Raw genomic sequence first — 12,080 nt, 5'->3', positions numbered from 1 at the left:
GGCGCGGCCCTTTCGACACACCCGGCCTCAGCCCTGGATGAACGCCAGCAGGTCGGCGTTGACCTGCGCCGCGTGCGTGGTGCAGGTGGCGTGCGGCGCGCCGGCGTACAGCTTGAGCTGGCTGCCCTTGATCATTTCGGCCGCCAGCTTGCCCGTGGCCTCGAAGGGCACGACCTGGTCGTCGTCGCCGTGGATCACGAGCGTGGGCACGTCGATCTTCGCCATGTCGGGGCGGAAGTCGGTCTCGGAGAACGCCGTCACGCAGTCGATGGTGGCCTTGATCGAGGCCTGCAGCGCGATCTGCAGCGTCTGCTTGAACACGCCCTGCGACACCTTCGCGCCCGGGCGGTTGGTGCCGTAGAACAGCGTGCTGAAGTCGTCGATGAACTGCGCCCGGTCGGCGGCCAGCCCGGCGCGGATGCCCGCGAAGAGCGACGCCTCGGGGCCCACGGGATGGTCGGCGGTCTTCATGAACAGCGGCGTCACCGCGCTGATGAGCGCCAGCTTCGCCACGCGCGCGCTGCCCTTGCGCGCGATGTAGCGCGTGACGTCGCCGCCGCCCATCGAGAAGCCCGCCAGGATCACGTTTTTCAGGTCGAGCTTTTCGATCAGCTCGGCGATGTCGTCGGCGAAGGTGTCGTAGTCGTAGCCGGTCCAGGGCTGGCTGGAGCGGCCGAAACCGCGGCGGTCGAACGCGATGACGCGGTAGCCGCGCTCGGCGAAGAACAGCATCTGGGCGTCCCACATGTCGGCACTCAACGGCCAGCCGTGGCTGAAGACGATGGGCTGGCCGCTGCCCCAGTCCTTGTAATAGAGCTCGGTGCCGTCGCGAAGGGTCAGTGTGGTCATGGTTTTTCCTTGAGATGGACGAAAGGGTGAAAGGGAAAGAGAAAGAAGAATCCGCGCCGCTCAGAGCGCCAGGAAGTGATGCACCTCGGGCTTGCCCGGGCCGATGTGAAAGCGCAGCGCCTCGGCCTGCAGGTCGGCGTCGGCGTGCGACACGCGGTGGTGCTGGCGCAGGTGCTCGGCCCACGACTCCACGAGGAACCACTCCATCACGCGCTCGGCGTCGGCCGTGTGCTCGTGCACGCCCCAGGCGTAGGCGCCGTCGCGGCGGCGCTCCAGCGACAGCCGCTTCATCGCATCGAGGAACGCCGGCCGGTCTTCCTTGCGGATGCGGTACTCGACCTGGATCATCACGGGCCCGCGGTCGTGCGCCACCGGCTCGGCCAGCAGCGGCTCGGGCCAGTGGTTCGAGGCCTGCAGGTCGGCCTCGCCGGCGGGCAGCCGCACGCGGTGGAACACCAGCCCCATCACCACCAGCCCCACCGCCCCCGCCACCAGCGTGGCCGGCACGCCGATCTGCTGCGCCACCAGGCCCCAGCCCAGGCTGCCGGCGGCCATGGCGCCGTTGAACACCGTGAGGTACACGGCCAGCCCGCGCCCGCGCACCCAGTTCGGCAGGATCGACTGCGCCACGCCATTGAGTGTGGTGAGCGCGATGATCCAGCCCAGACCCAGCACGCCCAGCATCGGCACCGCCAGCCATTGCGGCGGCGCGAACACCAGGGCGCCCATCACCGCGGCCGTGAGCAGCGAGGCCAGCAGCAGCATGCCGTCGGCATCGAGCCGCGCACGCAGCCGCGGCATCACCAGCGCGCCGCCGATGGCGCCCGCGCCCACGGCGCCGAGCAGGATGCCGTAGAAGCTCGCCGTGCCGCCCAGCATCTGGCGCGCCACCAGCGGCAGCAGCGCCCACACCGAGCTGGCGAACAGGAAGAACACCGCCGCGCGCAGCAGCACCACATGCAGCTCCTTGCTGGCCCGCGTGTAGCGCAGGCCGGCGCGGAAGGCGCCGAAGAAGTTCTCGGACAGCCCGCTGTCCACCGCCGCCGGGCGCTTCCACCACAGCAGCGCCGCGATCACGAACACATAGCTCAGCACGTCCAGCCCGTAGGTGGCGGCCGCGCCGAAGCTCGCCAGGATCAGCCCACCCGCGGCCGGCCCGATGGAGCGCGCGATGTTGATGCCCAGCGAGTTCAGCGCCACCGCGCCCTTGAGCTCGCTGCGCGGCACCAGCTCCGGCACGATCGACTGCCAGGTCGGCCCCATGAGCGCCGCGCCGATGCCGCCCACGAAGGTCAGCGCGATCAGGTACTCGACCGTGAGCGTGCCCGTGTGCGAGAGCACCAGCAGCGTGCCGCTCACCGCGGCCAGCAGCACCTGCACGAAGATCAGAAAGCGCCGGCGGTCGAGGATGTCCGACAGCACGCCCGCCGGAATCGCCAGCAGGAAGATCGGCAGCGTCGCCGCCGTCTGGATCAGCGCCACCGCCGTCGGGCTGGCCGACAGGTCGGTCACCAGCCACGAGCTGGCCACGTCGCGCATGAAGCTGCCGATGTTGCCCAGCACCGTGGCGGCCCACAGCACGGCGAAGACCGGCTGGCGCAGCGGCGCGAAGGCGCCGGCGGCTTTGGCTTGGGGCTCAGTCATCGTGGCGCTCCTTGAGATCAAGCCAGGCGACGAGCACGAAGCCGCCGACCAGGCCCAGGTGTTCGAAGAAGGAGTTGGCCGCCATGAAGCGTTCCTGCCCCAGCGGCATCTCCCAGAAACGCAGCGCGACGAAGGTCGCCATGAGCGTGAAGCCGCCCAGCGCGAGCGCGCCGAGCCAGCGCCAGAAGCCGGTGAGGATGAGCGCCGCGGCGCCCAGCTCCAGCACGATCACCGCCACGGCCAGCGGGCCGGCCGGCGCCAGGCCGAAGTGGTTCATCTCGGCGATGGCGGCGTTGAAATCCAGCGCCTTGTTCAGGCCGCCCTGCAGGTAGGCCGCGCACAGCAGCAGCAAGGCGATCCAGCGCACGGCGGGCGACAGGGTCCAGTGCATGGCCTTCATCACACCGCCCAGCAGGCGCAACCCAGCGCGCCCCAGAAGCTCTTCAGGTCGGCAATGGGCAGCTTGCTGCTCCAGGCCGTCGCGTGGCTGTGGCCGTGCACGTTGCAGTCGTTGGCGCAGGCGCACGACATCGCGGCGTTGCGCATCACCTTCTGCAGCGGCGCGCCCTCGGCGGTGTCGGCCCAGCCGGCATAGCCGCCGAAGGTGCGCGCGGGCGACCAGTCGGGCATGGCGGGCGGCAGGCCGCCTTCGTCGTGCGCGGCGAACGGGCCGGCGCCGTAGACCACCTTGCCGCCCACCATCGTGAGCAGCGCCGTGGTGTCGGCAATCTCCGATTCGGCGCAGGCGAAGAAGTCGCGGTCGGGCACCACCAGGTCGGCCAGCTGGCCTTCCTGGATGCGGCCCTTCTTGCCCTCCTCGTTCGAGAACCAGGTGACGTTCTCGGTCCACATGCGCAGCGCCGCCTCGCGGTCCAGGCAGTTGCGCTGCGGATACAGCTGCATGCCGCCCACCGTCTTGCCCGTGACCAGCCACGACAGCGACACCCACGGGTTGTACGAGGCCACGCGCGTCGCGTCGGTGCCGGCCGACACCTTCAGGCCGCGCTCCAGCATCTTCTTGACCGGCGGCGTGGCCTCGGCCGCGCCGGGGCCGTAGCGCTCCACGAAATACTCGCCCTGGTAGGCCATGCGGTGCTGCACCGCCACGCCGCCGCCCAGCGCGGCGATGCGGTCCATCGACTTCTCGGAAATCGTCTCGGCATGGTCGAAGAACCAGTTCAGGCCGGCCAGCGGCGTGTCCTTGTTGACCCTCTCGAACACGTCGAGCGAACGGCTGATGGTTTCGTCGTAGGTCGCGTGCATGCGCCAGGGCCAGCGGTTCTGCGCCAGGATGCGCACCACGCCTTCGAGGTCGCCTTCCATCTCGGGCGCCATGTCGGGGCGCGGCTGGCGGAAGTCTTCGAAGTCGGCCGCCGAGAACACCAGCATCTCGCCCGCGCCGTTGTGGCGGAAGTAATCGTCGCCCTGCTTGTACCTGGAGTTGGCGGTCCAGTTCAGGAAGTCGTCCTTCTCGGCCTTGGGCTTCTGCGTGAAGAGGTTGTAGGCCAGGCGGATCGTGAGCTGCCCGTCGTCGTGCAGCTTCTGGATCACCTCGTAGTCGTCGGGGTAGTTCTGGTTGCCGCCGCCCGCGTCGATGGCGCCGGTCACGCCCAGGCGGTTGAGCTCGCGCATGAAGTGGCGCGTGGAGTTGAGCTGGTAGTCGAACGGCAGCTTCGGCCCCTTGGCCAGCGTGGCGTACAGGATGGCCGCGTTCGGCTTGGCCAGCAGCAGGCCGGTGGGGTTGCCGGCGCTGTCGCGCACGATCTCGCCGCCGGGCGGCGCGGGCGTGTCCTTGGTGTAGCCCACGGCGCGCAGCGCGGCGCCGTTGAGCAGCGCACGGTCGTACAGGTGCAGGATGAACACCGGCGTGTCGGGCGCCACCGCGTTCAGCTCGGCCAGGGTCGGCAGGCGCTTCTCGACGAACTGGTGCTCGGTGAAGCCGCCCACCACGCGCACCCACTGCGGCGCGGGCGTGATCGCCACCTGGCGCTTGAGCATGCCCATGGCATCGGCCAGGCTCTTCACGCCGTCCCAGCGCAGCTCCATGTTGTAGTTCAGGCCGCCGCGAATGATGTGCAGGTGGTTGTCGATGAGGCCCGGCAGCACGCGCTGGCCCTGCAGGTCGATCACGCGGGTCTGGCTGCCGGCCAGCGGCAGCACGTCTTCGGCGCGGCCCACGCGGGTGAAGCGGCCGTCCTTGATGGCCACCGCGTCGGCCGTGGGGTTGGCACGGTCCAGCGTGGTGAAGCGGCCGTTGCGCAGGATGAGGTCGGGGGTCTGGGTGGTGGCCATGGTGGATGCGGGTGCGAGGGAGGTGGCTGCAAAGGCGCCGAGGGCGCCCAGGAAGTGGCGGCGTTGCGGGTCGGGGGCGTTCATGCGTCGCTCCGCTCGGACGGGCGGCTGCCGGCGGCGGCGGACTTCACCGCCCCGGGCTGCGCGCAGGTCGGCAGCTCGCCGAACACGTGCGGCTTGACCTGGTCATGCAGCCACGAGGTGGCGGCCGGCCGGTCGAACACCTGCCGCACCAGCGGCGGGATCTGCTCGCCGAGCAGGATGCCCAAGAGGCCCACCAGGGCGATCACCGGCGGCGCCGGCGAGCGCACCTGGAAGAGCGCGTAGATCACGCCGACCAGCAGGCCGAGCGCGAGGGAAACGACATAGGTCTTCATGGTCGGTCGGCCTTGCGGGTGCTCTGCGCTCAACCCTCGTGGGCGCCGAACATCGTCTTGGCGTACGTCACGCCCAGACCGTAGGCGCCGCCCACCTTCTTCGCAATACCGGTCGTCAACTCGTAGGTGTCGCCACGCGCCCAGTCGCGCTGCAGCTCCAGCAGGTACTGCAGCGAGGTCATCGGCTGCGCGCCGGCCTGCACCATGCGCTCCATCGCGCGGTTGTGCGCCTCGGTGGACACGTCGCCGCAGGCGTCGGCAATCACGTACACCTCGAAGCCCTGGTCCAGCGCCGACAGCGCCGGGCCCACGATGCACACGCTGGTCCACAGGCCCGCCAGCACGATGCGCGGCTTGCCGATGGCGTTCACGCGCTCGATCACGGCGGCGTCTTCCCAGGTGTTCATCGAGGTGCGGTCGAGCATCTTCTGGCCGGGGAAGGCGTCGGTGATCTCGCTGAACATCGGGCCCGAAAAGCTCTTCTCGGCCACGGTCGTCAGGATGGTCGACACCTTGAAGCCGGCCGCCGCCTGCGCCACCAGCGCGGCGTTGTTGCGCAGGTTCACGGCGTCGATCGAGTGCGTGGCAAAGGCCATCTGCGACTGGAAGTCGATCATCACCAGCGTGTGGTCGGTGGGGGTGAGCAGCTTGGCGCCGGCGGTGGGGGTGGCTTGGACGGTCATGAAAGGCTCCTTCGGCAAAGTTGGGTGCGTGGATATTCGATTCGGTTCACAATCGCTTTCAGAGGGAATCTCCTTGGCGTGGGCTGAATCATCCGGTGCACACAGGGCCCCATCGACGAAACTTTTCACCATCAATGATCGAAGTTTTCGATCATTCCTTTTTGCTGCGAGGAACGCCCCGTGCTCAAGCTCACCCTGGAAGCCATCGAGGTCGTCGACGCCATCGCGCGCCACGGCTCCTTTGCCGCCGCCGCCGCGCGGCTGAACAAGGTGCCCTCCACCATCTCCTACGCCGTGGGCAAGCTCGAAGAGCAGCTGGGCATGCTGCTGTTCGAGCGCAACGGCCCGCGCGTGACCCTCACCGCCGCCGGCGAGGAAATGCTCAAGGAAGGCCGCTGGCTGCTCGGCGCCGCGAGCGACCTCGAATCGCGCATGCGGCAGATTGCCACCGGCTACGAATCAGAGCTGCGGCTGGTGCACGACTCGCTCATTCCCACGCAGGCCTTCATGGACGACATCCGCGCCTTCGAAGACCTGCGCTGCGGCACGCGGCTGCGCATCGGCTGCGAGGCGCTCACCGGCAGCTGGGAGGCGCTGCGCGAGGGCCGCGCCGACATCGTCGTGGCCGCGGGCGAAGGCCCGGCCGGCGGCGGCCACCAGGCCGTGGCCGTGGGCAGCCTGGCGTTCGCCTTCTGCGTCGCGCCCACCCACCCGCTGACGCGGCTGAAGCGCCCCGTGCAGCGCGGCGACCTCATCGACTGCAACGCCATCGTGGTCGGCGACACCGCGCGCACCCTGTCGGACCGCACCGTGGGCCTCATGGCCGGCCAGCCGCGCATCACGGTGCCGTCGATGGCCGCCAAGGTCGCCTGCCAGGTCGCCGGGCTGGGCCACGGCTTTCTGCCGCGCGCCTGCATCGCCGACGAGCTGGCGCGCGGCACGCTGGTCGAACTGCCGACCGAGGAACCGCGCGCGCCCGAAGCCTTCTGGCTCGCGTGGAAGACCGGCGCGCAGGGCCAGGCGCTGCGCTGGTGGCGCGAGCGGCTGCACCGCACGCTCGTGCCCGCGCTGCTGCCGCGTTCGTTCCTCTGAAGAAAAAAGAGAGGTTGCCGCTCAGCCGCCGGCGCGCAGCTTGTCGAGCGCCCGGTCGAGAAACGCCAACCGGTCTTGCCCCCAGAAACGCTCGCCGTTCAGGATGAACGTGGGCGCGCCGAATACGCCCGCTTCCACCGCGTCGGCGCTGTTGGCGCGGTACACGGCCAGCACCTCGGCCGACTGCTCCAGCGCCTGCAGCGCCGCACCGTCGTAGCCGTTTTCGTCGGCGATCGCGATACGCACCGCGGCCTGCGCCGTGTCGCGCTCCTCGGCCCACAGCGCGCGCAGCAGCGCGTGCGACAGCGGCTGCGCGTCCAGTCCCTGCAGCTGGGCGGCGATCACCATCCAGCCGGGGTACTTGTTCCAGTTCGGGTCGGTCGGCGCGCCCTTCGGGTAGTGCGCGGGCTCCAGGTTCATCGGCATGCCGAGGTAATCGCGCCAGCGCGACAGCTCCAGCGCGTGGTACGTGCGGCGCGGCTCCGGGCGCGTCTTCAGCGGAATGCCGCCGGTCTGCGGCACCACCGCCTGGAAGTCGTAGGGCTTGAGCGTGAGCTGCACATGGTGGCGGCGCACGATGTCTTGCAGTTGCGGGCCGCCGAGGTAGGCCCAGGGCGAGGAAAGGCTGTAGTAGCAGTCGATGGCGATCATGCGGGGATTATCTTCAGCCCCCGCCCGGCGCGCCGCGCGCTGCGGCCATACACCTCGCAACGCACCGCCTCGCGAACGCGGTGAAACTACGCCCCTTGCGCGTTGCTGTGTGGTTGTGCATCGGCCGGGCCCTGCCCTTGCGATGCGCCGCCGCCACTTTTCCGGGAGCCCTGATTTGCAGAAGAACACCCAAGCCAAGATTGCCCGCATTGCCCTGTCGGCCTCTGCCGCCGCCATTGGCAGCCTGGCCGCCTACTGGACCCTGCTCGCCACGCGCCAGGGCCACATTCTTTTCAACGCCCGCAAGCTGCCCGTGGTGCATCTGTCGGACGACTTCTCGACCTACTCGCACCCCGTGCCCGGCGGCATGGTGCGCGGCTACGTGTACCACCCGCAGGGCGAAGACGCGCTGCAGGACCTGTTCATCTACTTCGCCGGCCGCGGCGAAGACGTGCGCGCCACCGCGCAGATGCTGCACTGGCTCCCCGAGGGCTTCGGCTTTGCGGCGCTCAACTACCGGGGCGTGGCCGACTCGCAGGGCGCGCCTTCGGAAATTGCCTCCGTGGCCGACGCCGCCCAGTTCGCCAGCCACCTGCGCCGCGCCTTTCCGCAGGCGCGCCTGCACGTGGTGGGCCGCAGCCTGGGCACCGGCGTGGCCATCCAGCTCGTGGCGCGGCAGGAATTTGCGAGCCTGCAGCTCATCACCCCCTACGACTCGCTGCTCGAAGTCGCCAAGAAGCGCTTTCCGCTCGTGCCGCTGTCGCTGTTGCTGCGCCACCGCTTCAACTCCATCGAGCACAGCAAGGAAGTCGCCGCCAAGACCCAGGTGCTGCTCGCCGCGAAGGACGACGTGGTGCCCCACGAACGCTCCGAAAAACTCATCGCCGCCTGGCCCACGCCCGTGAGCGTGCAGACCGTGTCGAACTCGGACCACCACAACATCACCGGGCTCGAGGAGACCTGGCTGATGCTGGTGGACTTTGCGTTGACGGCGGTGCTGCCGGAGACGAAGGCGGCGTAGGCAGCGCAAGCGGCCAGGGCTTTCTCAAAGCTCCCGGCAATAGCTGCTGACAGGCTCCCGCGCCAACTCCCGCGCCAGCGCATCCCAGGCCCCCGACGCCACCGCGCCCGCAATGTGCGCCTGGTGGTGCGCCTGCGACGCCCATGATTCAACCAGCGTGAAAACGCAGTCGTTGTCGCTGCGCCCGAACAGCCGCACGCCCCGGCACCCATCCGCCGATGGCAGCGACTGCTTGACCTGGTTCATGAGTTCCGCGAACGCAGACGCGCGCTCGGGCTTGGCTTCGAAAGTGATGATGACGTTGATCGGGTCCATGGACATTTCTTCTTCGCGTTGGCTTGTGGATTCAATGAATGAAAAGAGAGAGCAGGCAGGTTAGCCAGCCCCCTCCCCCGCGCCTAGGCACGAAGCTGCGAAGAAATTGACCATGGCTGCGAAGGACGCAGGCAGCCACGCCGGGGTCACCCAGGCATCACGCCGCCTGCATGCGCCGCACGTACTCCGCAGGCGTCGTCTCGAACCGTCTGCGAAACGCGCGGTTGAAATGCGCCGCGCTCTCGAACCCCACCTTGGCAGCCGCATCGCCGGGGCGCAGCCCGGCGCCCAGCATCAGCGAGCGCGCCTCTTCCAGGCGCAGGTCGCGAATGCAGCGCATCGGCGTGACACCGGCCACCTCGCGAAAGCTGTGCGCGAAGTGCGACGGGCTCATGTGGACGTGGCTCGCGATCTCGGCCACCGACAGCGGCCGGCCCAGATGGCGGCGCATGAAGGCGATGGCCGTCTGTATGCGGGCGCCGGCCTTGGTGACGGCGCCCGCGCTGCGGATGGCGGCGGCGGCCTCGGAGCGCAGCAGCCGCAGCACGATTTCCTCGACGGCCAGCGGCGCGAGCGTGCGGCGGTCCACCGGGTCATCGGCCGCCAGCAGCAGGCGGGCGAAGGCCTCGACCACCTCCGGCCCCACCGGGGCCGTGAAGTGCTCGCACACGCGGGCGGGCTCGGCCGGCAGCGCATCACCACCGCCTTCGGCCAATGCGAGGACCGACTTGACCAGCACATCGGGCGGCAGGTCCAGATGAATGGCCAGGTACGGCGCCGCGGCGCTCGCCCCGACGACCGTGCCGAGGCACGCGACCTCGGCCCCGAGCACCAGGCACTGCATGGCGCCGTAGGCCAGCGAACGGCCGCCGCCGAGGTGCGCGGTCTTGCGGCCCTGCAAGACCACCACCACGCCCGGCGTGAGGCGCTGGGTTTTCTCGTAGCGGATCGGGTGCGAGAAGCGGTAGCAGCGCAGGCCCGGGTACAGCGCGTCGGTGCGGCCGTCCGCAGGGGTTCGCACTGCGACCATGTCGCGCAGGCGGGTCCAGGCGGCGGAAATGAAGGTGGCCTCTTCGGGTTTGTTGTTGTTGCTGTCGTCGGCGGCAATGGGCGCAACTGGCATCGGCTTTGTCGTGGAGAAGAGAGAACGCGGGAAAGCGAACGGGATGCGCAGCGTAGCCGGTCAGCGCGCGCCCGTGAGCGTGCAGACCATGTCGAACTCGGACCACCACAACATCACCGGGCTCGAAGAGACCTGGCTGATGCTGGTGGACTTTGCGTTGACGGCGGTGTGGCCGGAGACGAAGGCGGCTTGAGGGCTGCGGGCCGGTCATGAGGCAGGGGCTTCACGCCGGCCGCCGGGGGCTAGGCCGGCTTGAGCGCGGGTTGCGCTTGCAGCGCATCGCGTACGGCGCCGGCTGTTGCGTTGACGGTGGCGATGCGGGTCATCAACGCTTCGTTGAGCAGGCGCAGCAAGGCGCTCAGTTCGGTGCGGGTGGGGGTGAGCTCTTCGCTGTCGTTCAGGGCGCTGGTGTCTACGAGCTTTTCTAGGGCGGTGTAGGCGCGCATTACAGCGTTGAGGTTGTCGGCGTCGTCGCAGGCTTGCAGGACGAGATCGTCGAGGGCAGCGGAAGAAATGCGAGATTGCGCGCAGGCGCGAGCGGATTCAGCCATGTGATGGACTCCAAGATTCGCAGAGGTTCATCAGGCTTCCAAACCCGGCCGCGCCATCAGACGCGGCTCGGCAGTATATCTAGGGCAACCTAGTCGCTAAAGCCCGGTAAGTCAGCCCATTGAGGACCAAAGACCCCACCGCAGCCGACGCACCGAAGAGGTCGGGAGGAGCAACCCTCTTAAGCGCAATCGGATTGATCATGGGAATCAAAAACCACAGCCCAAAGAAAAACGCCGCCGGGTCGAACCCGACGGCGTCAATCAAGCCACCTAGCGGATTACTTTTTGGCCGGAACCCGCTGCGTCAACGCGGAGGCCGCTGCAGTTTTTGCAGCCGAACTGCTCTTCGGATTCGACAATACTTTGCTTGCCGCAGTCGCTGCGCGCGCAGATGTGGTTTCGTTACGGGGAAGGGGTTTGTTTGCCATGAGGCACCTATAGAAGTCGATTGAGTAGGGTGGTGGTCTCGGACAAGCCGCACCAAGAAGGCGGGGCAGGTCGAAACCTGCCCGCATACAATCGCCCCACCTGAACTCCAACGTCAGGTGGTCACGCGACAGGTAATGACATGGTTCTTTGCGGCACCAGTCCTCTCTTCTTTCGCATGACCAAGCTCACATGCTGAGCGTCCTCGGCGGACACAGTTGGAAAAGAAGGGCTGGGCGCTACAACGTCCAGCCTTTCGCCTTTGGAGGTCATCAATTCACCACCGGGTTGTCGTGCCCTAGAGCGGTGATGAAGGTGCATAGGCGCGCAGCTTCATCCTTAGTCATGTCTCGCGGCACGATGATTTGAACCAAGAAGTTCGACCGCAACGGGAACGGCATCATTAGGCTCGACTCGGTCGCAGCACTCAGTTTGTGCTGAGGAGGCTCCGGGGTCGGAGCTGGACCTGCGATCTCGGGTGCTGGCAACTGCTTGAGTGGCACCCTCTTCCCTGCCTTGTTCGCGCTGTCGCTCTTGATCGCCGGACCACGAAGCACGCCTTTATATGTAGTGGGGCTGTTCTTGTACTTCGTGTATTCAGCCAGGACAGCAATGACACGCTTCTGATACTGGTTTAGCGAGTCCGGCGACAACAGGCCGGGATGACGGTTGTTGAATCGCAGCACTTCCGAAGGAACGTCGATACCCGTCAAGTCATCGTCGGCGCTGAAGTCCTCCAGAATTTTTGCAAATGCAACCTGCCATCCACGTCCAGTGTTCGAGTTCACCAGACCCTTGTCGATGGCATAGCCCAACCATTCGGTCACCTTGGCTTTCGTTGTCTCAGTCATGGCATCGGGTCCTTTCAGATCGCGATGCTATACACCATCACGCGGCCACACAAGCATTTTTTTCACATGAACGTGGCACACAGATTCCCAAATCCATCGAACACATTCAATACGAGAACACGTTACCAATAACGAGTCGCGATTTTTTTTGTTTAAAATCAACAAGTTAGCAGACTTTTATGGCAGAACAACTCGACTCATTCCT

The 12,080-nt window shown here is 67.5% G+C and carries 14 protein-coding genes; 3 read left to right on the top strand and 11 right to left on the bottom strand.

The features are described 5' to 3' along the window. Positions 1 to 27: 27 nt before the first annotated feature. The 6 genes from AC07OX_RS14725 to AC07OX_RS14700 form a co-directional block, all read right to left on the bottom strand. Entirely contained in the window at positions 28 to 849 is an 822-nt protein-coding gene (locus AC07OX_RS14725; RefSeq protein ID WP_139702990.1) for an alpha/beta fold hydrolase, read from the bottom strand. A gap of 60 nt (positions 850 to 909) precedes the next feature. Beyond that, on the bottom strand, positions 910 to 2,493 hold the full coding sequence (locus AC07OX_RS14720; RefSeq protein ID WP_070060141.1) for an MFS transporter: 1,584 nt from the start codon (positions 2,491 to 2,493) through the stop codon (positions 910 to 912). Further along, positions 2,486 to 2,884: a DoxX family protein gene (locus AC07OX_RS14715; protein ID WP_495261897.1), complete on the bottom strand. Its 399-nt coding sequence runs from the start codon at positions 2,882 to 2,884 to the stop codon at positions 2,486 to 2,488. Before AC07OX_RS14715 ends, AC07OX_RS14720 begins: the two co-directional genes overlap by 8 nt. Before the next feature lie 8 nt (positions 2,885 to 2,892). Continuing rightward, on the bottom strand, positions 2,893 to 4,785 hold the full coding sequence (locus AC07OX_RS14710; RefSeq protein ID WP_495261997.1) for an amidohydrolase: 1,893 nt from the start codon (positions 4,783 to 4,785) through the stop codon (positions 2,893 to 2,895). Between the two features lie 80 nt (positions 4,786 to 4,865). Further along, positions 4,866 to 5,162 (bottom strand): DUF1427 family protein, encoded by a 297-nt coding sequence (locus AC07OX_RS14705; RefSeq protein WP_159273859.1) that lies wholly within the window; start codon positions 5,160 to 5,162, stop codon positions 4,866 to 4,868. Positions 5,163 to 5,191: 29 nt separating this feature from the next. Further along, a complete protein-coding gene (locus AC07OX_RS14700) occupies positions 5,192 to 5,845 on the bottom strand; it encodes a hydrolase (RefSeq protein WP_062474264.1) in 654 nt (217 codons plus the stop codon). Between the two features lie 180 nt (positions 5,846 to 6,025). Here AC07OX_RS14700 and AC07OX_RS14695 point away from each other — a divergent pair, with 180 nt between their 5' ends. Then, positions 6,026 to 6,937 (top strand): LysR family transcriptional regulator, encoded by a 912-nt coding sequence (locus AC07OX_RS14695; RefSeq protein WP_447741090.1) that lies wholly within the window; start codon positions 6,026 to 6,028, stop codon positions 6,935 to 6,937. Positions 6,938 to 6,958: 21 nt separating this feature from the next. On the opposite strand, the gene AC07OX_RS14690 is transcribed toward AC07OX_RS14695, so the two are convergent. Then, complete coding sequence (locus tag AC07OX_RS14690; RefSeq protein WP_070060143.1) at positions 6,959 to 7,588, bottom strand: 2-hydroxychromene-2-carboxylate isomerase; 630 nt, start codon at positions 7,586 to 7,588, stop codon at positions 6,959 to 6,961. Between the two features lie 175 nt (positions 7,589 to 7,763). Here AC07OX_RS14690 and AC07OX_RS14685 point away from each other — a divergent pair, with 175 nt between their 5' ends. After that, positions 7,764 to 8,609 (top strand): alpha/beta hydrolase, encoded by an 846-nt coding sequence (locus tag AC07OX_RS14685; RefSeq protein ID WP_235944225.1) that lies wholly within the window; start codon positions 7,764 to 7,766, stop codon positions 8,607 to 8,609. A 24-nt stretch (positions 8,610 to 8,633) separates the two neighbouring features. On the opposite strand, the gene AC07OX_RS14680 is transcribed toward AC07OX_RS14685, so the two are convergent. Next, positions 8,634 to 8,924: a putative quinol monooxygenase gene (locus AC07OX_RS14680; RefSeq protein WP_495261896.1), complete on the bottom strand. Its 291-nt coding sequence runs from the start codon at positions 8,922 to 8,924 to the stop codon at positions 8,634 to 8,636. Positions 8,925 to 9,081: 157 nt separating this feature from the next. Continuing rightward, on the bottom strand, positions 9,082 to 10,047 hold the full coding sequence (locus AC07OX_RS14675) for an AraC family transcriptional regulator (protein ID WP_495261895.1): 966 nt from the start codon (positions 10,045 to 10,047) through the stop codon (positions 9,082 to 9,084). 43 nt (positions 10,048 to 10,090) lie between these two features. Between AC07OX_RS14675 and AC07OX_RS14670 the strand changes: the two genes are divergently transcribed. After that, a complete protein-coding gene (locus AC07OX_RS14670; protein WP_495261894.1) occupies positions 10,091 to 10,240 on the top strand; it encodes a hypothetical protein in 150 nt (49 codons plus the stop codon). Between the two features lie 49 nt (positions 10,241 to 10,289). Here the strand turns inward: AC07OX_RS14670 and AC07OX_RS14665 are convergent, their stop codons facing one another. Both AC07OX_RS14665 and AC07OX_RS14660 read right to left on the bottom strand, forming a co-directional pair. Further along, on the bottom strand, positions 10,290 to 10,598 hold the full coding sequence (locus AC07OX_RS14665; RefSeq protein WP_495261893.1) for a hypothetical protein: 309 nt from the start codon (positions 10,596 to 10,598) through the stop codon (positions 10,290 to 10,292). A gap of 698 nt (positions 10,599 to 11,296) precedes the next feature. Further along, a complete protein-coding gene (locus AC07OX_RS14660; protein ID WP_495261892.1) occupies positions 11,297 to 11,875 on the bottom strand; it encodes a hypothetical protein in 579 nt (192 codons plus the stop codon). Positions 11,876 to 12,080: the final 205 nt, after the last annotated feature.

It is taken from the genome of Variovorax sp. GW821-FHT09D07, assembly GCF_059416345.1.
Note: the sequence above shows the minus strand (reverse complement) of the source record. Positions and strands in the feature narration are given on the sequence as shown.